This is a genomic window from Candidatus Omnitrophota bacterium, assembly GCA_028693815.1.
Taxonomy (GTDB): Bacteria; Omnitrophota; Gorgyraeia; order Zapsychrales; family Aceulaceae; genus Aceula.
This window is the reverse complement of sequence record JAQUUP010000003.1, coordinates 34,756-57,786: the sequence shown is the minus strand read 5'-3', so window position 1 is coordinate 57,786 and position 23,031 is coordinate 34,756. Positions and strand designations below refer to the sequence as shown.

24 protein-coding genes are annotated in these 23,031 nt (G+C 35.6%); 22 read left to right on the top strand and 2 right to left on the bottom strand.

Going from position 1 to position 23,031, the window contains the following annotated elements:
• Nucleotides 1-333: 333 nt before the first annotated feature.
• From PHY73_01670 to hemW, 19 genes are all read left to right on the top strand, one after another.
• On the top strand, nt 334-828 hold the full coding sequence (locus PHY73_01670) for a mechanosensitive ion channel (protein ID MDD3374417.1): 495 nt from the start codon (nt 334-336) through the stop codon (nt 826-828).
• A gap of 574 nt (nt 829-1,402) precedes the next feature.
• A complete protein-coding gene (locus PHY73_01665) occupies nt 1,403-3,247 on the top strand; it encodes an amino acid permease (GenBank protein ID MDD3374416.1) in 1,845 nt (614 codons plus the stop codon).
• A 143-nt stretch (nt 3,248-3,390) separates the two neighbouring features.
• The gene (locus tag PHY73_01660; GenBank protein MDD3374415.1) at nt 3,391-3,789 is read left to right on the top strand and encodes a hypothetical protein; all 399 of its coding nucleotides are present in this window, start codon (nt 3,391-3,393) and stop codon (nt 3,787-3,789) included.
• 88 nt (nt 3,790-3,877) lie between these two features.
• The gene (locus PHY73_01655; protein ID MDD3374414.1) at nt 3,878-4,639 is read left to right on the top strand and encodes a macrocin O-methyltransferase; all 762 of its coding nucleotides are present in this window, start codon (nt 3,878-3,880) and stop codon (nt 4,637-4,639) included.
• A 313-nt stretch (nt 4,640-4,952) separates the two neighbouring features.
• Complete coding sequence (locus PHY73_01650; protein ID MDD3374413.1) at nt 4,953-6,233, top strand: DEAD/DEAH box helicase; 1,281 nt, start codon at nt 4,953-4,955, stop codon at nt 6,231-6,233.
• Between the two features lie 83 nt (nt 6,234-6,316).
• On the top strand, nt 6,317-8,206 hold the full coding sequence (locus PHY73_01645; protein MDD3374412.1) for an ATP-binding cassette domain-containing protein: 1,890 nt from the start codon (nt 6,317-6,319) through the stop codon (nt 8,204-8,206).
• A gap of 268 nt (nt 8,207-8,474) precedes the next feature.
• Entirely contained in the window at nt 8,475-9,344 is an 870-nt protein-coding gene (locus PHY73_01640; protein ID MDD3374411.1) for an SPFH/Band 7/PHB domain protein, read from the top strand.
• A 57-nt stretch (nt 9,345-9,401) separates the two neighbouring features.
• Nucleotides 9,402-9,851 carry a hypothetical protein gene (locus PHY73_01635; GenBank protein MDD3374410.1) on the top strand — a complete coding sequence of 150 codons (450 nt, stop codon included), beginning with the start codon at nt 9,402-9,404 and terminating at the stop codon, nt 9,849-9,851.
• A gap of 319 nt (nt 9,852-10,170) precedes the next feature.
• A complete protein-coding gene (locus PHY73_01630; GenBank protein MDD3374409.1) occupies nt 10,171-10,590 on the top strand; it encodes an ATP-binding protein in 420 nt (139 codons plus the stop codon).
• A complete protein-coding gene (locus PHY73_01625) occupies nt 10,580-10,915 on the top strand; it encodes an STAS domain-containing protein (protein ID MDD3374408.1) in 336 nt (111 codons plus the stop codon). Before PHY73_01630 ends, PHY73_01625 begins: the two co-directional genes overlap by 11 nt.
• Entirely contained in the window at nt 10,912-11,697 is a 786-nt protein-coding gene (locus tag PHY73_01620) for an ABC transporter permease (GenBank protein MDD3374407.1), read from the top strand. The genes PHY73_01625 and PHY73_01620 overlap by 4 nt, the downstream gene beginning before the upstream one ends.
• A gap of 26 nt (nt 11,698-11,723) precedes the next feature.
• Nucleotides 11,724-12,536, top strand: a complete 813-nt coding sequence (locus tag PHY73_01615; protein MDD3374406.1) for an ABC transporter ATP-binding protein — start codon at nt 11,724-11,726, stop codon at nt 12,534-12,536.
• A 127-nt stretch (nt 12,537-12,663) separates the two neighbouring features.
• Nucleotides 12,664-13,338 carry an MlaD family protein gene (locus tag PHY73_01610; protein MDD3374405.1) on the top strand — a complete coding sequence of 225 codons (675 nt, stop codon included), beginning with the start codon at nt 12,664-12,666 and terminating at the stop codon, nt 13,336-13,338.
• Between the two features lie 78 nt (nt 13,339-13,416).
• Entirely contained in the window at nt 13,417-13,773 is a 357-nt protein-coding gene (locus tag PHY73_01605) for a hypothetical protein (protein MDD3374404.1), read from the top strand.
• 52 nt (nt 13,774-13,825) lie between these two features.
• A complete protein-coding gene (locus PHY73_01600) occupies nt 13,826-14,182 on the top strand; it encodes a hypothetical protein (GenBank protein MDD3374403.1) in 357 nt (118 codons plus the stop codon).
• Between the two features lie 228 nt (nt 14,183-14,410).
• Entirely contained in the window at nt 14,411-15,796 is a 1,386-nt protein-coding gene (locus PHY73_01595) for an SLC13 family permease (protein ID MDD3374402.1), read from the top strand.
• A 5-nt stretch (nt 15,797-15,801) separates the two neighbouring features.
• Complete coding sequence (locus tag PHY73_01590) at nt 15,802-16,323, top strand: O-acetyl-ADP-ribose deacetylase (GenBank protein MDD3374401.1); 522 nt, start codon at nt 15,802-15,804, stop codon at nt 16,321-16,323.
• An 80-nt stretch (nt 16,324-16,403) separates the two neighbouring features.
• On the top strand, nt 16,404-16,670 hold the full coding sequence (locus PHY73_01585) for a hypothetical protein (GenBank protein ID MDD3374400.1): 267 nt from the start codon (nt 16,404-16,406) through the stop codon (nt 16,668-16,670).
• 481 nt (nt 16,671-17,151) lie between these two features.
• Complete coding sequence (hemW, locus tag PHY73_01580; protein MDD3374399.1) at nt 17,152-18,267, top strand: radical SAM family heme chaperone HemW; 1,116 nt, start codon at nt 17,152-17,154, stop codon at nt 18,265-18,267.
• Here the strand turns inward: hemW and PHY73_01575 are convergent, their stop codons facing one another.
• Entirely contained in the window at nt 18,268-18,765 is a 498-nt protein-coding gene (locus PHY73_01575) for a hypothetical protein (protein MDD3374398.1), read from the bottom strand.
• Nucleotides 18,766-18,777: 12 nt separating this feature from the next.
• The gene (locus PHY73_01570) at nt 18,778-19,857 is read right to left on the bottom strand and encodes a polyprenyl synthetase family protein (GenBank protein ID MDD3374397.1); all 1,080 of its coding nucleotides are present in this window, start codon (nt 19,855-19,857) and stop codon (nt 18,778-18,780) included.
• Between the two features lie 178 nt (nt 19,858-20,035).
• Here PHY73_01570 and PHY73_01565 point away from each other — a divergent pair, with 178 nt between their 5' ends.
• The 3 genes from PHY73_01565 (at nt 20,036) to PHY73_01555 (ending at nt 22,968) form a co-directional block, all read left to right on the top strand.
• A complete protein-coding gene (locus tag PHY73_01565) occupies nt 20,036-20,608 on the top strand; it encodes a DUF2059 domain-containing protein (GenBank protein MDD3374396.1) in 573 nt (190 codons plus the stop codon).
• 331 nt (nt 20,609-20,939) lie between these two features.
• On the top strand, nt 20,940-22,232 hold the full coding sequence (gene purB / locus PHY73_01560) for an adenylosuccinate lyase (GenBank protein MDD3374395.1): 1,293 nt from the start codon (nt 20,940-20,942) through the stop codon (nt 22,230-22,232).
• Nucleotides 22,233-22,263: 31 nt separating this feature from the next.
• Nucleotides 22,264-22,968: a phosphoribosylaminoimidazolesuccinocarboxamide synthase gene (locus PHY73_01555; GenBank protein ID MDD3374394.1), complete on the top strand. Its 705-nt coding sequence runs from the start codon at nt 22,264-22,266 to the stop codon at nt 22,966-22,968.
• Nucleotides 22,969-23,031: the final 63 nt, after the last annotated feature.

The window sequence follows — 23,031 nt, the reverse complement described above, 5'->3', positions numbered from 1 at the left end:
GGTCATTTCTTTTATTGTGGTAAGAATTGGTGCCATTGCTTTTGAATTAATAGGGTTAGAATGGTCTTTTGCAAAATTTCAAGCCTTGTTTTACAGGTACTGGATTCACAACAAGTGAAGCAGAACTAGTTGTAGGGAATCCACAGAGACGGCAGATTGCGTCTGTATTAATAGTCTTAGGGAATGTGGGTCTAGTTACTCTAATTGCTACATTTGCCAATTCCTTAAAAAATAGGGGAGAATTATACCAAAATTATTTAGAATAAACAGCTAAGGGAAGGAAATCAAGATTTCTTTCGACTGATTTAATTTTATAAAAATTATGGAGGATAAATGGATTTATTGATATTTAGAAAACTAATTTTTTCCATTATAGCCATTTTATCGATTATTTTAATTTTTCATTTTTTGAAAAGGCAGGCAAGGGAGATTGCTCAAAAAAAGAATATTAAAAAAACAAGGTATTTTGTTATTAAAAGATTGATTTTTTTTGTCAGTTTGATTTTTTTATTGATTATTTTAATTTTTATTTGGGGTATAAATATTAAAGATTTATGGGTTTCTATTGCAGGCATTTTAGCTATGGTTGCAGTGGCTTTTTTTGCTGTTTGGAGTCTTGTTGGTAATATTTTAGCAGGGGTTATCATTTATTTTACAACTCCATTTAAAATAAATGATACGATTGAAATAATGCCTGATGGGATAAAAGGAAAGGTTCTCGCGATCAATACTTTTTATTCTTTAATTATAGATGAAGAAGAAAATTATATTAATATTCCAAATTCCTTATTCTTTCAGAAGTATATCCGCAATATTAGAAAAAAATAATATAGTATATTTAATGCACAATCAAAAGAAGAAAATATCTGTTCAGAAGGTGTTAGCTATTTTTTTCTTTTTCTTAGATGCGCATGTTTGGGCAATTGTGCTTTTATTATTGTGTTGTCCAGCAGTGAATTTAAAGGATTAAGGCATTATTTCGATTGAGTATTAATTTGGCGATGTTCTATCGTTTGGTATTTATTTCTAGTTATTGACACATTTTTTTAACTTATTAATCCTATTTGCCCCGATGTTCAACTATGCGACACATTTTTTTTATTTTTTAGCGGTCATTATTGTCTGGATTAAGCGAAAAGAAATATTTAGGAAAGATGGTGTTGCAACGAAAATAATAGGGGGAAGGTCTGAGGATACAATATTTAATTAAGAATTAAAAAGGTTCCAACTCTGTTTTTGTTTATCTGAGTGTTAAAACTGTTTTGAATCAATAATTTACAATGGTTTTTTTGTTGCTTCTTACTGGAGGTTAGATTTTCTTAGTTTATAATAGTTAATTATTGTGATATGTTTTGATAAATGATAAGATTTATTATCGTTACTCATAAAAAATCAGAAGATTATGAAAAGTGAACTAAAAAAGAATTTGGGACTTTTAGATATATTTTGTCTCGCATCTGGAGTGATGATAAGTTCCGGGATATTTATATTGCCGGGCTTAGCATACAATCAATCAGGTCCGCTAGTGTTCGCATCCTATTTCTTTGCTGGAATTCTGGCTCTTGTAGGGACTTTAAGTGTTATTGAACTTGCGACTGCCATGCCTAAAGCCGGTGGAGACTACTTTTTTATTACGAGAAGCCTTGGACCACTTATTGGAACGGTATCTGCTTTTCTTAGCTGGACTGCACTTTGCCTAAAATCCGCATTTGCAGTATTCGGCATAGCAGAAATTTTATATCTTACTTTTGGATTTCCTGTTATCGTGTCATCTTTTTTTATATGTTGTTTCTTTATCGGGCTTAATATTTTTGGAGCAAAAGAAGCGGCAAAGCTAGAGGTGATGCTCGTGCTGGGACTTTTTGCCATAATGTTTTTCCTTATTATTGGAGGGGCCGGGAGATTGTCTGCCAGCCACTTTACACCTTTGCTCCCATATGGTTTTAATAAGGTATTGGTAACCTCTGGGTTTGTTTTTATTTCTTTCGGTGGGCTTTTGAATATTGCGAGTATCTCAGGTGAGGTAAAAGACCCTTCAAAAAATATTCCAAGAGGGATGCTGTTATCGATTCTATCTGTTACTGTTGTTTATACCGCTATATTAATAATAGCGGTTGGTATATTGTCGGGTGATAAGCTTTCGGGGTCACTTACTCCGATCGCCGATGTTGGAAGAATTTTGTTCGGGGATATCGGATATTTTATAGTTTCTGTTGGGGCGCTTTTGGCATTTATCACTACGGCTAATGCTGGAATAATGTCTGCATCAAGATATCCGCTAGCCTTAAGTAAAGACAAGCTTCTTCCTGGATTCATTGGTAAACTTACAAAACGTAAAAAATCACCAGTAGTCGCTATTTCTTTAACTGGTTTGTTTATTTTTATATGTTTAATGTTGGATTTGACAACGCTTGTAAAGCTGGGTTCTGTGGTGATCTTAATGCTATATATTTTGACCAATATAGCGGTCATTATACTCAGAGAGGGAAAGGTTCAAAACTATAGACCGGCGTTTAAGGTTCCGTTTTATCCGTGGATTCATATAGCAGGGATCACTCTTTTTATTTTTCTTATAATCGATATGGGTTTAGTTGCTATGGAAATAAGTGTTTCAATGGCAGTGCTGGCGATGACGATATATTTATTATATGGACGAAAAAGGCATAAAATTGAATATGCCTTGCTTCATTTGATAGAAAGAGTGATTAATAAAAGCCTAACAACCAATGCTTTGGAAGAAGAATTAAAACAAGTAATTATTCATAGAGACGAGCTAACGATAGACCGGTTTCATGCGCTTGTTGATGATTCGATTGTTTTAGATATTAAAAAAGGGACAAGTCTTGACGATTTCATTGCTGATATATCTCAGAGAGTTTCTGGTGAAATAGGGTTGTCGAGGGAAGAGGTTGTTGAACTTTTTAACCAAAGGGAGTCGCAGGGGTCAACCGCCATCACACCATTTGTTGCGATGCCTCATATAATAATTCCGGGTCAAAAAAAGTTCAAATTGGTTGTTGCTAGGTGTTCAGAAGGAATTAAGTTTACTAGCGAGAGAGATAGCATCAAGGCGGTTTTTGTGTTGTTCGGGACTAAGGATGAGCGGACCTTTCACTTGATAGTGCTATCGGCTATAGCTCAAATTGTACATAATCAAAAATTCGAAAAATTATGGCTTGGTTCCAAGGATGAACATCAATTAAAAGATATTCTTTTGTTGAGCGAACGCAAAAGATTCAGAGCTTAAGGGCAAAAGGAATCTTAGCCGATATTGGATTAAGTCGTTGTGATGATAAAAAGGATATGTATAGAAAATCGATTAAATGGTTGTTAAGCAGGCTCTAGTTTGGTTCGAACATCCAACCTTAGTTTTTTTGAGAGGAGTGAATAATGACACCAGTTGACAAAAAAGATGATTTGACTGTTCGGGCAACATGTTTAAATTGCATGGATGGACGTGTGCAATTACCGGTTTTAAATTGGATTCAAGAGAAATATAATATTGATTTTGTGGATGTTATTACTGAGGCGGGCATGGATGGGGTTATCGCCTCACAGGAGAATATCGATGAAATTATTCGAAGCATTAAAATTTCCGTTAACATTAATAAATCTATCCGAATTTTTCTTGTCGGCCATCATGATTGTCGGGGCAACTCTGTTGACGAAGGAGCTCATCACGAGCACATAATCAAGGCTGTTGCACGTTTGAAAGTGCATTGGCCAGAATTTGAGATTGTTGGGCTTTGGGTTAACAGTCATTGGCAGGTGGAGGTTTGCTGTAAATAGGTTTTAATTTGTTTTGCCCAGCGACATCGGTTTTCCTAGTCGCTAGAATTGATTAATAAAGGAAGAAATATATTATGGAAAGGTATTTATGAAGTATCTGACACGACGAATGAAAATTAAACGAATAGTATATGACTGTTTTGATAGGCTCGTTCGGACAGTTTTCCGGGTTTATACGCGTGACCCTCTTTATTCAGGATATGTGACACAAGCTTCATATTCTCCGTGGATTGGGGATAAATCTTTTATTGATCTGTTTTCTAGGATAGAAGCTATGACTGTAACAGCTGTGGAGCGATACCGGTCGTATTCTCTCTGGATGTTGGTTCAGCAAACATCAAAATTGAAAGGTGCGTTAATTGAGATAGGAACTTGGAGAGGGGGAAGCGGCGCCTTGATTGCGAAACGAGCGACTATGTGTGGAATTACGGATAATGTTTATTTATGCGATACCTTCACAGGTGTTGTAAAAGCCGGCGATCAGGATCCGCATTATAAAGGAGGGGAATTCGCGGATACGTCTTTAGAAACTGTGAATGAGTTGCTGAGAGTTCTCGGTGTAGAGAATGTAACCGTGCTTAAAGGTATTTTTCCTGATGAAACATCTTCTATGATTAAAGAGCAGCAGATCCGTTTTTGCCACGTTGATGTCGATACTTATGATTCTGCAAAAGATATATTGAATTGGGTTTGGCCGCGATTATGTCGAGGGGGGATGTTGGTTTATGATGATTTTGGTTTTCATACGACTCAAGGGATCCGAAAGCATGTCGAAGAGCAGCTTGATATAAAGGATAGGGTTGTCATTCATAATCTTACTGGTCAGGCTATTGTGATTAAGATTGCTTGATTCGTTGATAATCTTTGAACATAGCTTAGGGTGGTGAGCGAGAAATTTTTCGTTTTCATACTGGCGCGGGACCCCAGTTTTCTGTTGAATGGGTATGGGCTAAATCATTGAAAAAAAATGATTTAGCCCTTTTAAATTTTTATCGTTAACTTCTGTTGCATCTGGATTTCGGGCGTAATTTCACTTATCTGTTGTGGTTCCTACATAAAAAACGATTTTTTCCAATTTTATCTTAGAAATAAGAATCCAGCCTGATTTTGGTGAAATTTTTATATAGTATACATGGCGAGAAGTTTAAGTTATTATATTCGCTATGTCATTTTCAATATTAGGATTATCTAAAGATTTATTGAAGGCTGTGGAATATGCTGGATATCAGAAACCAACAGACATTCAGGCGCAAGTTATTCCATTTATTCTTGATGGGAAGAATGTCATTGCTGAAGCTAAGACAGGAACAGGAAAAACAGCGAGTTTTGTGTTGCCGATTTTACAGTTATTGCAGGACTGTCCTGATCAAGAACGCAAAACGATCAAGGCGCTTATTTTGATGCCAACGCGCGAATTAGCTGGTCAGGTTAGCAGTGTGATAAAAATTTATGGACGACATTTAACTAAGCCAAAAAAGACGGCATTGATTGTTGGTGGATCGAACATTGATGTGCAATCAAGAGCTTTAATTCATGGAGTGGATATTGTTGTGGCGACACCAGGGCGGCTATTGGATGTGGCGCAGCGTCAGAGAGTTGATTTTAATTTTCTTAGATTTTTGGTTATTGATGAAGCTGATAAGATGTTTGATTTGGGATTTTCCAAAGAAATAGAATCTGTTTTAAATTTATTGCCGAAGAAAAGGCAGAATTTATTATTTTCAGCAACGATGAGCGATAAGGTTCAAGCATTAGCGCAGAGTTTTATGCCTGAAGCTGTGAATATTAAAATAGAAGATACTGTTTTAACGGTTGATCATATTTGCCAGCGGGCTATTGAAGTCAATCGTTTTAATAGAGGGCCGTTGTTGCGTCATTTGATTCAAGTGGAAGGCTGGCAACACGTGTTGGTTTTTGTGGCAAAGGCGCGAGACTCTGATGTTATGGCTGCGAAACTTAATAAGCTGAACATTGATGCAGAAGCCTTTCATGGTGGACTAACTCAGGCGCAACGAACGCAAGTTTTAGGTGATTTTAAGAAAAAGAAATTTAATGTTTTAGTTGCAACAGATTTAGCTGCCCGCGGGATTGATATTAATAAATTGCCGTATGTCGTTAATTATGATTTGCCTCGCTCGCCAGATGATTATATTCATCGCATTGGGCGTACGGCAAGGGCGGGAGAGCCCGGAGAAGCAATAACTTTTATTGGTCATGAAGATCAGGCACATTTTGCATTAATTGAAAAAAGAACGCAGATGCGTTTAAAAAGAGAATCTATAAATGGTTTTGAATTAAAGGGAGATCCTTTGCTAAAAGCGAAAGGTAAGCCTCCTGTCAAAGGTTTGCGTATGAGCAAAAAAGATAAAGCGCGCGTGGCTGCTGCTAAGGAAGAGAGACATAGGGAGCGAGACATTAAAAGATCTGGAAGGGAAAAAGTTTAAGGTTGGCAAAACTTAATTTGTAAATAAGCGCATAAATAAGGATAATTATTTTTGAAAAAGGGTAATGGGTTTAAAGGAAAATTATGGCACTTATTAGTTTGCAAGAAATTTCACTCGCATTTGGTGGACCGTTATTGTTTGACGGGGTAAGCTTGCAGTTGGAGCTAGGCGAGAGGGTAGCTTTGCTTGGTCGAAATGGCACTGGCAAAACCACACTGATGAAAGTTATGGCTGGCCAAATAGAAGTTTTTTCGGGCGAGATCATTTATCAAAAAAATATTAAGGTTACGCATTTACCGCAGGAAGTGCCACATGACATTAAAGGTACAGTATTTGATATTGTATTTTCTGGTCTTGGGGAACGCGCTAAGCTTTTGAGCGATTATCATCACGTCGTCCATCGTTTACACACTGAGAATACATCTAAGCTTATGCAAGAGCTTGACCGCTTGCAAGAAGAGCTCAACCATACCGACGGGTGGGATCTAGATGCTGAAACGGAGAATGTGCTTTCTCATTTGAAGTTAAACGGGGAAGATGATTTTGAAACTTTATCAGGTGGACAAAAGCGCAGAGTGCTTTTGGCTAAAGCGCTAGTGATTAAGCCCGAGATTTTACTTCTTGATGAGCCTACCAATCATTTGGATATTGATACGATTAATTGGTTGGAAGATTTTCTAAAGAATTATTCTGGCACATTATTTTTTGTTACACATGATCGCAGATTTATGACTAATTTAGCAACTCGTATTATGGAGCTTGATCGTGGCAAGATTTTTAACTGGACGTGCGATTATCCAACATTTTTGAAACGTAAACAAATGGCGTTGGAAGTTGAATCTGCTCAGCGTGTTGTTTTTGCTAAAAAATTGGCTGAAGAAGAAGTATGGATTTGCAAAGGCATCAAAGCGCGACGTACGCGCAATGAAGGACGGGTTAAGGCTCTTGAGCATATGCGTGAAGAGAAAAAAGCTCAACGTGAGCAAATTGGTCAAGCGCGCATTCAAGCTCAAGAAGCTGGTGCTTCGGGTCGTTTGGTTGTTAAGGTCGAACACTTAAGTTTTAGTTATGGAGACGATTGTATTATTAAAGATTTTTCAGCCCAAATTATGCGCGGAGACAGGATTGGTGTCATTGGCGCGAATGGTAGCGGCAAGACGACATTGTTGCGTCTTTTAATGAATGAATTGCAGCCACACAAAGGCAAGGTTCGTTTGGGTACAAATTTAGAAGTTCTTTATTATGATCAGCTGCGCGAACAATTAGATGAAGAAAAGACTGTTATTGAAAATGTTACCAGAGGTGGAGACACCGTGATGATCAACGGAAAGCCAAAACATGCCATTGGGTATTTACAGGATTTTTTGTTTACACCAGATCGGGCGCGGACTCCTGTCAAAGTTCTTTCAGGTGGTGAGCGCAATCGCATTCTTTTGGCTCGTCTTTTTACGAAGCCTTTTAATTTTTTGATAATGGATGAGCCAACGAATGATTTGGATATTGAAACTCAGGAGTTGCTTGAAGAGCTTTTGATGGAGTATTCTGGGACTTTGATTTTAGTGAGTCACGATCGTGTTTTTTTAGATAATGTGATTACGTCGACGATTGTTGTTGAAGGCAAAGGGGACGTTTATGAATATGCTGGTGGTTATGATGATTGGCTTTTTCAGAGCAAAGTAAACAAACTAAAGAAATCTAAGCTTAAAGTGAATCCTAAACTTAAAAGAGCAGAAGAAGGGATTGTTAGGCGTAAGCTTTCCTTTAACGAACAAAAAGAGTTAGAAAAGTTACCTAATCAAATTCAGAAGCTTGAGGAAGAACAAGAAAAGATTTGCGCACTTATAAGTGATATCGGCTTATATCAAAAAGATCCTCAAAAAGCAGTAGCAGCCCAGATACGTTCTAAGGTGATTGTTGATGAGCTTTCCAAAGCTTATCAGCGATGGGAACAGTTGGAAGAATTGGGTGCGTAGAAATAAAAAAGATGTGTGTGGGATCAAGGCTATGGCGCAACGCCGTGATTTGCCGGCAAAAAAGTTTTAATTTAGTTCGCCTGGTCACCCCGTTGATAGTAGTTTCGAGAAAAATTTTCTAATCTTGCTTTTAGAGTGCAGAGGATTTTTAGTCGATAAATTAACCTTTACTGTCTTTGATTTGCTATATATAATAATTGCACTTCGAATAACAATTTGGTAACTATAAATAAAGTAAATATTTTTAAATTAAGGAAAGGGGCAGATTATGAATATTATGTATTTCTTGGTTGGGGCTGTAATTTTTGTATTTTTTAATGGCATAAAGATTATAAGACCGACACACCGAGGCTTGGTTGAGAGACTTGGTAAATATGATCGCTTTGCAGGACCAGGGTTTCATTGGATTTTTCCTATTATTGAAAAAATGTATATTGTGAACATAACCGAACAAATGATTGATGCGGAACGCCAAGAAATTATTACAAATGATAACTTGAATGCCAGCGTTGATGCACAGGTCTATTTTAAAGTTAAACTTGAGGAAGAGAGCGTTAAGAGTTCGCAATATAATGTGAATAATTATCAGTGGCAAATTGTTAATTTAGCACGGACAACATTAAGAAATATTATTGGTACATTAACTTTAAAATCTGCTAATAGCGAGAGAGGTAAAATTAACTCTGAATTACATGCAACCCTTAAAGAGGAAACTCAAAGTTGGGGAATAGAAATTGTTCGCACAGAGCTTAAAGAAATTGAGCCACCGCAAGACGTACAGGAAACAATGAACAAGGTTGTTAAAGCGGAAAATGAGAAAGTTGCTGCGGTTGATTTTGCAACAGCTCGAGAAACTGTTGCTGATGGTGAAAAGAGGGCAAAGATTAAAGAAGCTGAAGGTGTTAGGCAGGCCCGTATTTTACAAGCTCAAGGTGAAGCCGAAGCGATCCAGTTGGTTAATGAGGCGGCCGATAAATATTTTGTCGGAAACGCGCAGCTTTTAAGAAAGCTTCAGACGGTGGAAGTTTCCTTGGAAAATAATGCTAAAATTGTTATTCCTCAAGATACAGAGTTGGTTAATGTCATTGGGGAGATGGCCGGAGTATTGCCTTTAAAAAGGGATAAAAATGGCAGTTAACGATGTATTGCAAAAGAAAGTTTTTTAAAGAGTTATTTGTTAAAGAAAAGAGAAAAAATGAGTGAGCAGTTAAAAAATGACGATGAATCAACGTCTCAGAACGCTGAACCTGATGTTTTTGCTTTGATCAAAAAGATGCGTCAGCAGTTGGATTCTTTAGATAAAAAGATAGATATTTTGATTAGTCAGTCTCGAGAAAAATCTTCTAGGGAAAAATATCAGTCAAGATCGTTCCCGTCGCCTGATCGGCCTTATCGTCTGAGTCATTATTCTAAGAGTAGATCTCAGAGCGAAGGATCTGGAGAAAGAAGCTTTCGGTCTAGTTATCGTTCTGAAAACCGTCCTGGAGAGGGCGCTCGAGGTTTTGGTGGTCCAAAGAAAGATTATGATGGTAACCGAGAGACGAGATCTAGTGAAGATCGTCCTTTTAAAAAGAAGTTTGGCGACAAAAAAAGAAATGTTGCCCCAAGAAAAGACTCTCCTTTCTATAAACGTAAAAATAAATAATTATTGGCATATGTTATTTTGTTGATTGGGTGGTTCTCAAATTTTATAAGGGGAATAAAATATTTGCAGTAGTAATGCTGGAAATCTAGCAGCAAAAAAGAGCAAGAATTCCTCTTTGTCGGATCTATTGAATTAGTAAAAACAGGGAATCTGTGAATTGAAATCGTTATTGCTTTATGGGCAGGCAAGATATTCTAATAGTTATCCCTTATTTTAAAACCCTTCCTTTATTTTCTTGCTACTAAATATAAATATCGATATAATACAAGAAATCCACAATTTCATAAATTCTTTCTTAAGATAGGCTTTCAAGTCAAATATGGAAATTTTAAGAATATTACCATCTCGCCTTAATGTGATCCCGGATTTTCTTTCTGAGGTTGTTTCTCTTCTTAAAAGAAACAAAATCGAAGAACAAAAAATATTTGAAATAAAGCTATGTCTCGAGGAGGCTCTGGTTAATTCTATTAAGCACGGAAATAAACTTGATGAAAGATTAAACGTTACAACTCAAGTTAGAATAAACTCAGATTGCATTGAGATTGATCTTGAGGATCAAGGGCAAGGTTTTGATTTAGGGAGCCTTGAGGATCCAACGATTGAAAAAAATTTGTGCAAGCTTTGCGGAAGAGGCGTTTTTTTGATTAAAGAGCAGATGGATAAAGTTGAGTTTTTTGATGGAGGTCGCAGGCTAAAGATGATAAAATTTTTAAACAAGGAGAGTTCTTGTGGAAATTAATATTCAAAAGAATAATGACGTTGCTCTTTGCACGATTACCGGAGAGATCGATATCAATAATTCTCCGGACTTGCGCAAAGCATTTGATCAGCTTATTTCTACGAATGAAAAAAAAGTTGTGGTTGATTTTAGTGCCGTGCCATACATTGACAGCTCGGGTCTCGCGACATTGATTGAAATGTTTCAAAGGCTTAAAAGAATTGACGGTCATTTGAAAATAAGCCAGTTGGATCAAAAAGTTAAGAATATCTTTGAGATTACAAAATTAAATAAGCTTTTTGAGATTTATGATTCCAAAGAAAAAGCCATAGGGGATTTTGCATGATTAGTTATTTGGGAAGATTTATTATTGAATATGCACTTTGGGTAAAAGGTGTTGTTATTCTTTTTGTTGATATTCTTTATTGGCTTTTCGTGGGTCCTTTTTTAGGCAAGTTTTCTCGAAGAGAAAGTATTACTCACCAGATGATTTTTGTTGGGATTTGTTCTATTGTAATTGTTTTCTTTGTTGATTTTTTTACAGGGATTGTTCTTGCGATGCAAAGTGCTTATATTCTAGAGAAAATGGGTGCAAAGCTTTATGTGGCATCGTTAGTTGCGGTGTCTTTGTGCCGAGAGCTTTCGCCTGTTTTAACGGCTTTGGTTGTTGCTGGTCGTGCAGGTTCTGCGATCGCAGCAGAACTTGGGACCATGAAGGTCACAGAGCAAATCGAAGCTCTTGAGACAATGGCGATTAATCCTGTTCGTTTTCTTGCTGTTCCCCGGTTTTTAGCTTTGGTTGTGATGCTTCCAGCGTTAACGGTATTGGGAAATCTTTCTGGCATTTTCGGAGGATTTTTAATTGGGACTGGAAGCATGAACATCAATCCTGATTTATATATGCAGGTCACATTTAAATATTTAGAACTTAAAGATATCAACACGGGGCTCCTAAAGGCATTTGTCTTCGGTATTATTATTGCATTGGTTTCATGCTATGAAGGACTAACGACTAAAGGCGGAGCAGAGGGGGTTGGGCGCGCGACAACGCGTAGCGTTGTCATTAGCTTTATTTTGATTATTGCGGCGGATTGTTTGCTAACAGCATTTTTTTATTTCTTTAATTAATTTAAGATTATTAAAATGGGAGTTTTATGACTATTAAAGAGTGTCATGGCCAAAGTGTTGTTTCTCTCGAAAATGTCACAAAATCTTTTCAGGGTAGAAAAATTATAGATAATGTTTCTTTAGATGTTGTTTGTGGAGAGACGTTTGTGATCATGGGTTGTTCGGGGTCGGGGAAAAGCACACTGTTGCGTCATATGACAGGTGCGATTTGTCCCGATCAAGGCAATATTTTTATTAAGGGTAAAAATATCGCTGATATTTCTCCTAATGAATTAGACGAAGTTAAAAAGACGTTTGGTATGTCTTTCCAGTATTCTGCGCTTTTGGATTCTTTAACAATCGAAGAAAATGTTGCTCTTCCATTGCGTGAGCACACTAAGCTGGCAGATGAAATTATTGAAATTATCATCAAAATGAAATTGTCTCTTGTGGGATTAAGAGGATTTGAGCATTATTATCCGTCTGAAATCTCAGGTGGGATGCGCAAACGTGTTGGGCTAGCTCGTGCGATCGCGCTTGATCCAGATATTGTATTTTATGATGAACCGACAAGCGGTCTTGATCCTGTCGTCGGCGGTATTACTGATAAATTAATTAAGGACTTAAGCGTTAAGCTGATGATTACATCTGTCGTGGTGACGCATGACATGCATAGCGTTTTTAAGATTGCAGATCGTATTGCTATGATTCACCAAGGACGTGTAATTGAGATCGGAACGCCGCAGGAGATCAAAGATTCTAAAAATCCTTTTGTGCGTCAGTTTATTAATGGGAATCCAGATGGACCGATTAATTTTATTGAAGAACAAAAAGAATCTGGGCAAGAAGCTGTCTTGTAAATTTAGTTTTTGCAAAATATCTATTTAATGAAACTCTGACACGTTTCACGTGCGGAGTAAATTCGCAGCTCTAAGTTGCGTCGCTTTTTAAGCTTTGTAACTTAACTGCTCATTTAAGGGGAGTGTTATGAGAAAAAAGAAATGGACTAATGAATTTAAGGTAGGGTTTTTTGTTATTTTTTGTGTTTTAGGATTTCTTTATATGATGTATAGCACTGGTAAGCTTGATATTAAAAGCGACAAAGGATATTTTGTTTCTGTTGTTTTTGAGGAATCTGCAGGGCTCGAGCCGAAAGCGCCTGTTATGCTCAATGGTCTTGAGGTCGGGAAGGTAGACGAAATTACTCCATCTTATAAGGATGGAAAAACACAGATCACCTTAAAGCTTTGGCTTGAAAACCAAGCAAAGATTCGAGAAGGTTCAAAGATATCGATTAAGATGATGGGATTAATGGGGGAGAAATATATTCAGATTATGTCTTCAGATAATAGTAATTTTGTTTCTTCTGGAGCAATTCTTAAAGGTGAAGACTATATTGATTTAGATGTTTTTATTCGAAATTTAAATGCCATTGCTGAGGAAAACAAAGAAAATATTAACATGGCTATAAAGAATTTTGATTCGCTTCTTGCGAATTTAAATGATACTATTTCTGATAATCAGGAAGGCTTGCGCCAAACAATAAAGAATTTTGAAGAAACATCTCAGAATTTTGAAGAGTTTAGTGATGACTTAAAGCGAAATCCTTGGAAAATTCTTTTTAAGACGAAAGATGTTCCGCCTGATCCGAAAAAGAAGTAAGGAGATCTTTTTATTTCTGAGAGTTAAGCCTGGGGTAAATTCGTTGTATTTGTTTAATTTATTTTTAAGAGGAGTTAAGTGAGCAGACAAAAGATACTAATTATATTGATGGTTGTTGTAGGGTTTTTTGTAATGGTGAATGTTGCTAAAGCTAAGCCGCCAAGAAACATGAATTTAAGCTACGATCTTCAGAGCCAGATGTTGCATGTTGAGGTAGAGCATGTTTGCGATAATCGAAATAATGAGTATATTCATAAAGTGACAATATCGATTAATAGAGGAGTACCTGAGAAGAAATATTATGGCAAACAGAGAGACCATTTAATGTTTATTCAAGATATTGCAGTTACGGCTAAGGTTGGCGATGTTATTAAAGTTGCGGTTTATGCGAAAGAAGGTGGTTTTTTAGAAGGCTCTCTTGTTGTGGCAGAATAAAATGTGACATGTGCATGTTATTGGTTTAGTTTAAAATAAGAGAAGGAGATGCATGAAGAGGACGGCAGTTATTATTTCTTTTGTGATATGTTTTGTATTGATGTTACTTTTTAGCAGTTTCTTAAATTTGTTTAGTTATGCTCAAGATACAGAATATTCTTTTCATGGCGAGATTTATGACATTGATCCAGATGTATCGATGGTTATTGTTAAACGTACTATGAGTAAACTTGCCGAAAGCTTTGAAGAGGTTAATTGTTTCATAGATTCTGAAACAAAAATCACGAAGAATGGTAATGAGGTTGAGATGGATGAGTTGTTTCCGGGAGACAATGTTTATGTTGAGCTGACCGCTAATCCAGAAGGTCAAAAAGTTACAATTTTAATTCAGGTTATTGACAAGAAATAATCTATTGCCGCGGCTTGGTTTTAAGTATTCCTTCCGCAAAGTAAATCCGAATGTTAGCTTATTCTATCTAAGGGTTTAAGAATTTAATTGTTTATTTAGAGAATCAATTTGACTCAAAGGGGCAGCAGAGGCAAATGTTCTTTTCTTTAACCGATGTTAAAGAAATGTTTTAAAATATATTGATGATTTTTTTATTAGAGATGAGATTAACAATAAAAGGAAGGTTCTATGCGTAAGAAATTCTTATGGCTTATTACACTTTCATTAGCAATTGGTGCTTTGGGTGCGTATATTGGTCTTAGCACTCAGCAGGCGCTTATTGTTTCTGTATTTGCCACCTCTGTTTTAGGAACACTTTTCTTTTGGGATTTTCGATTAAGTTTTGTTTTTATCGGAAGCGGTATTTTACTGATGATGAATGCTGTTCACCTAAATGATTTTATTCTTTTCGCCTCTCTTGATGTTATTTTGTTTTTGATTTCCATGATGATTATTGTTGGCATGATGAAAGAGGCAGGTCTTTTTACATGGTTAGTTACACTTGTTTTACGTATTAAGAACTTAAATGGAATGAAGCTTTATATTTTGACTATGTTGACATCAGCTTTTTTGTCTGGACTTATGGGAGAGGTCGCCTCTATTATTGTTGTGGCAACGGTTATCCTGAATATTTGTGACTTTTTAGAAGTAGATCCGATCCCGCTTATTATTTCATCGATTATGGCAACTAACATTGGATCAGCGGCAACTGTTTTGGGAAATCCTGTTGGTGTTTTGATTGCGGCACGAGGCAAGCTGTCTTTCGAAGATTTTTTAATTCATGCATTACCGGTATCATTATTAGCTTTAATTTTAGTAATTTGCATTATTCTTATTTATTACCAAAGAAGCATCAAAGATGTTTGTGGCAAGCTCAAAGATTATCAAGATGATAAAAGTTTTCTTTATTTAATTTCTATTCCACCTGACAGGCGCACTAAAATCAGCATTGGAATTTTTGCGGTAACCATTCTTTTGATTTCGTTACACAAAAGATTAGAGATGCTTCTTGGTTTAACAGAAAATACGTTGCTTTTTATGATCCCAGTTATTTCGGCGGGGATTGTTATGGCGTATCGTCATGATAAGGCAAGGCATTATATTGAACGTGAGGTTGAGTGGCCGTCGATTTTATTTTTTATGTTTTTATTTGCGCAAGCTGGTGTTATTCAGTCAACAGGCATTGCAAGTTTTGTTGCACAGAAAATGATAGGATCTATCGGAAGCTATCCGCAAGTTTTGTCTGGTATTGTCTTAATGTCTAGCGGTTTTTTTTCGAGTGGTGTTGATAACGTTGTGGCTGTTGCTTCATATGTGCCGATTGTTCAGAGCTTGGGTGCACTCCATGTTAACATGAAGTCTTTGTGGTGGGCGCTTCTTTTTGGTGCGTGTTACGGAGGAAACATTACATTAATTGGATCTACTGCGAATATCGTTGCTTTAGGACTGTTAGAAAAGGAAAGAAATCTAAAGGTTGATTTTATGCAATGGCTTCGTGTCGGTTTTATCGTTGGAGTTCTGACTATGTTTTTAGCGATGTTATCGGTTGTTTTCATTCCATTTTTTTCTTCATAATACATATGTGCACTATTCAAGTTATTCTGCAAGATATTACTACGCTTTCGGTTGATGCAATTGTTAATGCGGCTAACCGGTCTTTGCTTGGAGGTGGTGGCGTTGATGGGGCGATTCACAGAGCGGCTGGCCCAAAGCTTTTAGAAGAGTGCCGTAAGCTAAAAGAATGTGTGACCGGAGATGCAAAAATAACAAAAGGATATGATCTTTTGGCTAAATATGTGATTCATACTGTTGGGCCTGTGTGGTTTGGCGGCACAAAAGGTGAAGATAGGCTGTTGGATAGCTGTTACAGGTGTAGTCTTAAGATTGCTGGTGAGCACAAGGTAAGAACGCTTGCTTTTCCTTGTATTAGCACAGGTGTTTATCGGTTTCCAAAGTTAAGGGCAGCTCAAATTGCTGTTAAGGCGGTAAAGGAATGCCTGAAAGCTTCCAAATTAGAGGAAGTTTATTTTGCTTGTTTTTCTCAGCAAGATGTAGAGATTTATCAAAAACTGCTTAAGGATAAAAAAAATAATTTATATTGAATTTCTTTATTTTCTAAACTAAGATAATCATGCAAAAAGAGATTTTAAAATATAGACATTAAACATTTAAAGGGGGATGTATGAAGATTACGCAGATCAGAGAGCTTTTAAAAGATAAAAGAGTTGCTGAAGAAATTCATAAGCATCTTTGGATTGAAAGCCAAAAAGCTGGTTATAGCATAGGCATAGAAAGAGCAACGGATGAATGGGTGCGACTTTATTCTGAAGGATGGATAAAGTATCATTTGCCAGGAAGTCTTTCAAAAGAAAAGAAAGCAAAATCTAAAATAAGCAAACCAAAACCTCCATCAAAAAGAAAAGCTTCTAAGAAAGTTGCAAAGAAATAAAGGTAGTTATTAATTTAATAAAAAGCCCTGCATTTAAAATGCAGGGCTTTTTTATAATTTCTTTAATTAAAAATAATAATTAAGAAAAATAAAAACCCTCCAAAATATGGAGGGTTTTTATTTAAAATCTATAAGTTGCGTTTATTTCTTTTTTGCTTTAGTTACTTTCTTTTTTGCAACCTTTTTCTTTGCTACTTTCTTCTTTGCTACTTTCTTCTTTGCCACTTTTTTCTTAGCTGGCGCTTTCTTTTTTACGACCATCGGGATTCCTCCTTTCGTAATTGTTATTTTTATATTAGCATCTTATTTTTTATGATGCAAAAAATATTTTTTATTTTTTTAAAATTATTTTTCTTTAAAAATAATACTTTTGTTGAGTTTTGGTATGAAACGCTATAGAATGATTAATATAATCTTGAAAATAATATTTTATTATACCGACGAGAAAAATCGTAAGATATAAGATAAAAAAAGAATAAAAATGATAAAGAATTTTTCTTCTATTTATATTCATATTCCTTTCTGCAAACAAAAATGCTTTTTTTGTTCTTTTGTTATTAGTGTTGCAAAAAATCATCGTGTTAATCAATATTTAGATAGTTTAAATTCAGAAATGAAGAAGCATTCAAAGAAAAAAATAAAAACAATTTATATTGGAGGAGGGACTCCGAGCTTTTTGGATGAAAGACAAATAAAAAAACTTTTTTATATGATTAAAGATAATTTTGTTATTGATAAAAAATGCGAAATCACATTTGAGATAAATCCTGATTTAATTGATTTAAAGAAAGCGAAATTACTAAGATCCTTGGGGGTTAATCGGGTCAGCTTAGGTGCGCAAAGTTTTAGCAATAAATATTTGAAATTCTTAGGACGAACACATTGTTGTAGCGATATCAGAAAATCTTTTTTTATTCTACGCAAGGCTGGATTTTCAAATATTAATCTTGATTTTATGTATGGTTTTCCAGGACAGACTACTCAAGAGCTTGCGATTGATCTTAAAAAGATGGTGGATTTAAAAAGCGAACATCTTTCTCTTTATACGTTAACGATTGATCCGCATAGTAAGTTTTATCGGACAAAAGTAATTCTTCCTACAGGGGATGCTTTGGCAAGATTTTATGTTTTCGTTGTTAAGTTTCTTGAAAAAAAAGGATTTTGCCAGTATGAAATTAGCAATTTTGCATCAGATAAAAAGCAATCGTTGCATAATTGTATTTATTGGAATGGTGGGAATTATGTTGGTTTTGGCGTCGGCGCGCACTCTCATTTGGACGGAGAGCGCTATTGGAATGTTTCGAAACTTTATGATTATATTGTCTTGATGCAGAAAAAGAAATCTTCTGTTGAGGGAAAAGAGAAGCTAAGTGTTCGTCTTCGTATGATGGAAAGCTTGTTGATTGGGTTGCGGATGAATAAAGGCGTTAAGATCGGTGTCCTCGAGAAGAGATTTGGGCAAAAAATATCCTCTGAAAAGAAAAAGAAAATCGAGTGTTTTATCAGTGACGGTTTTTTTGAGCTCAAGGGAGGCGTTCTTTGTTGCACGATGAAAGGACGGCTTGTTCTAGATGAGATTTCGGCCAGATTAATTTAGTTATTTTTCTTCTGGTTCTTTTTTTAAAGAAAAAACATGTTCACAGTCATAGCAGAAATATTTTTTGACCCAAATGCTTTTTTCTTTTTTGTATTTTGCGTAATTTTTTCGAACTTGCGCAATGATATATTCCATTGTTGAAAAAAACGGATAAGCCAAAGATCCTACAATAATCAGCGTTAGAAAGAAGTATGTCTTTTCTCCGATACGACTTGCAAGGACAGATCCCACTACTAGCCAAGAAATTAAAAAAGCCATTAAGGCAACGGTAAGAGCAGGAAAGGAAATTTTGGCTTCCATCGGAGGACACAATTTCTTTTTGAGCTCCTCTCTCCGATCAGGATTGATCTTCTTTTTTTTGGCAACTTCTGTCTCTATTTCATCTGAAAAGAATTTGCGTCCAGCATCTTCAGATTCTAAACATCGATAAACGTAAGAAACAAGATCTGTATATTTCGAATCGCAATTAGGACAGAATACTTTTTTTTCTAGTTTCATCAGTTTAAGATTTTAAGTTTCAAACGGTATTGTGTTCATCGTATGTTGCGACTGTTCAAACAGTTTAAAAAGGGCGGTTTCAATATAGTGTTTGTGTTCTGGTTTTATTCTAAGTTTCTTAAGAATTTCTTTTGATTCCTCAATAAGAGAGTTCATTTTTTTTAGGCTATATTGAAGGCTGCCGGATTCAATAAATATCTTTCTAATGGCTGTTAAATCTGAGTAGGTTTTTTTAGGCTTTTCAAAACATTTAATAAAGTTTTTCTTTTTTTGTCCTGAAAGTTCGCGATAGGCATGGCAAACAAGAATTGTTTTTTTAAATTCAGCGATATCACTAAGAATTGATTTTCCGATATTTTTTTGTGTTGCAAAAACACCTAATATGTCGTCTTGGATTTGAAAGGCTTGGCCCGTAAGGAGTCCTAATCGGGAAAGTTTTTTGATTTCTTTCTTTTGGGCTCCGGCCAAAATCGCTCCAATGATTAGCGGGCATTCAAAAGTGTATCGAGCTGTTTTTAAGCTGTAATTTAAAAAGACATCTTTTTCTTTAATATGGCTAACTTTTTTAAACCCGTGAACGATATCAATAAATTCTCCCATAGCGGTAAAGGCGGCTGTTTGAATAAAATATTTTAAAGCTTGCTCTTTGCGCTGATGATTTTCATTAATTGATAAAAAAGCATCAATGGCAAGGGCGTAAACAATGTCGCCTGCAACAATCGCTAGATCTTGGCCAAGCTTTTCTTTATCGTTCGTTTTAACTGTTTTGGAAAGAATTTTGTGAATGGTTGGTTTTCCACGCCTTAAATCAGAGCAGTCAATAATGTCATCATGGATCAGCATGAAATTATGTAAAAGTTCAAGGCAAGAAGAAGCGGTATAAAGGTTTTTTGGGGAGACTCTTTTTTTTGCGTAGCCTTGATAGCTTAAAATCATTAAAAGAGGACGAATGCGTTTTCCTTTACGCGAACAGAAGTCTTTGATGCTTTCAAAAAGAATTGGGTAGACTAGATGAAATTTATATTCTTTCTTAATTTTTTCTAAAAAAGCTTGAAGGTTCTTGTCGATATTTTTTTTGTAAGTTTCAATCATAATTAAATTATTGTTATTTTGAAAAATATCGTATCATAGGAAAGTTCTGTATTCAACTTAATTATTGATGGGAAAGAATTTTTTAATAGTGTAGTGATTATTTGACCAGAGCCATACAAAGCGATACAATAAGAAACATTTTCTGTTTAAGCATAAAAAATATTATTGGGGAGATTTTATGAAAAAATTTTTAATTTTAAGTGTAAGTATGTTTATTTTATATTATTCGGCTTCCATTGTGTTTGCAGAAACAGTTTACCTCAAGAATGGACGTGTTGTTACAGGTGTGATCGTTGAGAAAACAGAGCGCCAAATTAAAATTGAGGCTAATGGTCTTTTGTTGACTTACTATCTCGATGAGATTGAACGCATCGGCGATGGGGCATCTTCGTCTGAACAGGTGGTGGCTGTGCCCAAAAAGACAAAAAGTCTTTCAGGGGATAGTAAAAATTTAGCTCTGCGCTATATGGAAGCTGCTGGGGTTAAGGAAAATATGCGTAAAACTTTTGACAATGTGATTGCTCAATCGCCTGAGGAGGATAGGGATAAATTGGCACAGGCATTTAATGTAGAAGATATTGTTCTTCAGCTCGTACCGATTTATGAGAAATATTTTAGCGATAAAGAACTTCAAGACTTGATTAATTTTTATGAAAGTCCAACCGGGCGCAAGGTTTTAGAGGTTAATCCCATGATTTTGCAAGACAGTATGGACGTAAGTTACAAATATTTTCAGGGAAAACTCGAATAGAAGAGTTTTATCAAAAACAAAACTTGTTGGCGCGTAAACGTTTGCAGAAAAATCTTTATTTCTGATTATTCCAAAAATACTTGATTTTTAGCTCATTTTTGATAAAAATTGGCTATTTTCTATAGAATTCTTCATTATCACATCTTTATGTATTCCAACAACTTATATAAAATAAAGTATTAAATATATATATTTAAAAGCGTTTTTGTTTGACCTTAAATACCTTTTTTGATATATTGTTTGAGTTCAATATTAGAAATTGTCTTAAGGTGCTCGGGCAAATTTGTTTTTTAAAGAAGTAAAGGTAATAGTAAAAAAGGAGAGAAGAATTATGATAGAACGTTATACCTTGTCGAAGATAGGAAATATTTGGTCTGAAAAACATAAACTAGATATTATGCTAAAGATTGAGATTTTAGCTTGTGAGGCTATGGCCAAGTTAAAGCTTATTCCTAAGAAATCTATGGAGAATATCAAGAAGAAGGCCAAATACGATCTTGACGAAGTTAAAAAAATCGAGGAGAAGACAAAGCATGATGTTGTGGCTTTTATTGTCAACGTCGGCCAAAGCATTGGCCCTGATGCTCGATATCTTCATATGGGCTTAACGTCTTCCGATCTTTTAGATACATCGCTCTCTGTGCAGTGCGTTGAAACTTGTGATGTTTTATTATCAGATATTGATAAAACCTTAAAGGCATTAAAGAAACAAGCTAAAAAATATAAAGATACAATTTGTGTTGCTCGTTCTCATGGTGTGCACGCTGAGCCAACAACTTTTGGATTGAAATTAGCTGTTTGGTATGACGAAATGGTGCGCAATGAAGAGCGTTTGCAGCAAGCTAGAGAAAGCTTGCGCATTGGAAAACTTTCAGGTGCTGTAGGGACATACGCAAACGTGGATCCATCGGTTGAAGAGTATGTCTGTCAGAAGTTAGGTTTGAAGGCTGCGAATGTAGCCACTCAGATTATTCAGAGAGATATTCATTGTCAGTTTTTAAATACGATAGCTATTATTGGTTGTTCTTTAGATAAATTTGCGACTGAAATTCGTCATTTGCAGAAGACAGAAATTTTAGAAGTCGAAGAACCTTTCTTTAAGGGACAGATTGGATCTTCTGCGATGCCGCATAAGAGAAACCCAATTACTTGCGAGAGAATTTCTGGGTTGGCTCGTCTTTTAAGAGCAAATGTTATAGCTGGCTTTGAAAATATTAATCTTTGGCACGAACGGGATATTAGTCATTCTTCTGTCGAACGTATCATTTTACCGGATAGTACGATGGCGCTTCATTATATGTTTAGTAAATTTATTCCTGTTTTAGAGGGGTTATTGGTTTATCCAAAGAACATGATCCAAAATTTAACTAAAACTCGAGGGCTTATTTATTCGCAGAGAATTCTTTTAGAGCTTATGAGAAAAGGATTAACACGAGATGATGCATATGACATTATTCAGCGATGTGCGATGCAAGTTTGGCAAGAAACTTCAGATTTTAGAGATGTTCTTAAGCGTGATCGAAAGCTTCGTAAGCATATGGGGCCGGGCGCGATTGACGCATGTTTTGATGTGAAATATTATATTCGTCACAGAGATAAGATTTTTAAGAAAGTTGGACTTTAATTAAAGTTTAATATTTTAAATAGGAGATTTTATGGAAAAGAAAAATCAGGTTTATGAAGGCAAAGCAAAGATTCTTTTTGAAACAGATTCTCCAGATTTCTTGATTCAGTATTTTAAAGATGACGCAACAGCCTTTAATGCTCAGAAGAAAGGAACTATTGAACAAAAAGGAATCTTTAATAACAAAATTTCAACTCGAATATTTGAGTATCTTGAATCTGAAGGTATTCCGACGCATTTTGAAAAAACGCTCAATGATCGAGAGATGCTTGTTAAGAAAGTCGAAATTGTTCCTATTGAAGTTATTATCCGTAATGTTGCAGCGGGCTCTTTGTGTCGATTGCTTAATCTTGAAGAAGGCATGAAGCTTAAAAATCCTATTTTGGATTTTTGTTACAAAGAAGATTCTTTGAATGATCCTTTAGTCAGTGAATACCATATTCGTGCGTTAGGATGGGCTACGGATGAAGAAGTTAAGCAGATGAAGGAATACGTTTTTAAGATTAATGATTTGATGAGGAAATTCTTTTTAGACATCAATCTTGATTTAATTGATTTTAAAGTTGAGTTTGGTCGTTTTAAGGGAAAAATTATTTTAGCTGATGAAATTTCTCCTGATACTTGTCGTTTATGGGAGGTTGGCACAGGTAAAAGATTAGATAAAGATCGCTTTCGAAAGGACCTCGGGAATGTGGAAGAGGCCTATAAAGAAGTGTTAAGCAGAGTTGTTAAATAAGCTTTGTTAGGGAATTTTGTTTTCTAGCCAGGCAAACCCTTTTTAATAGTTATTTAAGAAAAT

Excerpts from the sequence above, each read along its gene's own strand:
- PHY73_01660 (MDD3374415.1), top strand. The coding sequence starts at position 3,391 with ATGACACCAGTTGACAAAAAAGATGATTTGACTGTTCGGGCAACATGT.
- PHY73_01600 (MDD3374403.1), top strand. The coding sequence starts at position 13,826 with ATGAAGAGGACGGCAGTTATTATTTCTTTTGTGATATGTTTTGTATTG.
- PHY73_01640 (MDD3374411.1), top strand. The coding sequence starts at position 8,475 with ATGAATATTATGTATTTCTTGGTTGGGGCTGTAATTTTTGTATTTTTT.
- PHY73_01570 (MDD3374397.1), bottom strand. The coding sequence starts at position 19,857 with ATGATTGAAACTTACAAAAAAAATATCGACAAGAACCTTCAAGCTTTT.
- PHY73_01575 (MDD3374398.1), bottom strand. The coding sequence starts at position 18,765 with ATGAAACTAGAAAAAAAAGTATTCTGTCCTAATTGCGATTCGAAATAT.
- PHY73_01610 (MDD3374405.1), top strand. The coding sequence starts at position 12,664 with ATGAGAAAAAAGAAATGGACTAATGAATTTAAGGTAGGGTTTTTTGTT.
- PHY73_01555 (MDD3374394.1), top strand. The coding sequence starts at position 22,264 with ATGGAAAAGAAAAATCAGGTTTATGAAGGCAAAGCAAAGATTCTTTTT.
- PHY73_01595 (MDD3374402.1), top strand. The coding sequence starts at position 14,411 with ATGCGTAAGAAATTCTTATGGCTTATTACACTTTCATTAGCAATTGGT.
- PHY73_01670 (MDD3374417.1), top strand. The coding sequence starts at position 334 with ATGGATTTATTGATATTTAGAAAACTAATTTTTTCCATTATAGCCATT.
- PHY73_01565 (MDD3374396.1), top strand. The coding sequence starts at position 20,036 with ATGAAAAAATTTTTAATTTTAAGTGTAAGTATGTTTATTTTATATTAT.
- PHY73_01655 (MDD3374414.1), top strand. The coding sequence starts at position 3,878 with ATGAAGTATCTGACACGACGAATGAAAATTAAACGAATAGTATATGAC.
- PHY73_01645 (MDD3374412.1), top strand. The coding sequence starts at position 6,317 with ATGGCACTTATTAGTTTGCAAGAAATTTCACTCGCATTTGGTGGACCG.
- PHY73_01590 (MDD3374401.1), top strand. The coding sequence starts at position 15,802 with ATGTGCACTATTCAAGTTATTCTGCAAGATATTACTACGCTTTCGGTT.
- PHY73_01615 (MDD3374406.1), top strand. The coding sequence starts at position 11,724 with ATGACTATTAAAGAGTGTCATGGCCAAAGTGTTGTTTCTCTCGAAAAT.
- PHY73_01635 (MDD3374410.1), top strand. The coding sequence starts at position 9,402 with ATGAGTGAGCAGTTAAAAAATGACGATGAATCAACGTCTCAGAACGCT.
- purB (MDD3374395.1), top strand. The coding sequence starts at position 20,940 with ATGATAGAACGTTATACCTTGTCGAAGATAGGAAATATTTGGTCTGAA.
- PHY73_01650 (MDD3374413.1), top strand. The coding sequence starts at position 4,953 with ATGTCATTTTCAATATTAGGATTATCTAAAGATTTATTGAAGGCTGTG.
- PHY73_01665 (MDD3374416.1), top strand. The coding sequence starts at position 1,403 with ATGAAAAGTGAACTAAAAAAGAATTTGGGACTTTTAGATATATTTTGT.
- hemW (MDD3374399.1), top strand. The coding sequence starts at position 17,152 with ATGATAAAGAATTTTTCTTCTATTTATATTCATATTCCTTTCTGCAAA.
- PHY73_01620 (MDD3374407.1), top strand. The coding sequence starts at position 10,912 with ATGATTAGTTATTTGGGAAGATTTATTATTGAATATGCACTTTGGGTA.
- PHY73_01585 (MDD3374400.1), top strand. The coding sequence starts at position 16,404 with ATGAAGATTACGCAGATCAGAGAGCTTTTAAAAGATAAAAGAGTTGCT.
- PHY73_01630 (MDD3374409.1), top strand. The coding sequence starts at position 10,171 with ATGGAAATTTTAAGAATATTACCATCTCGCCTTAATGTGATCCCGGAT.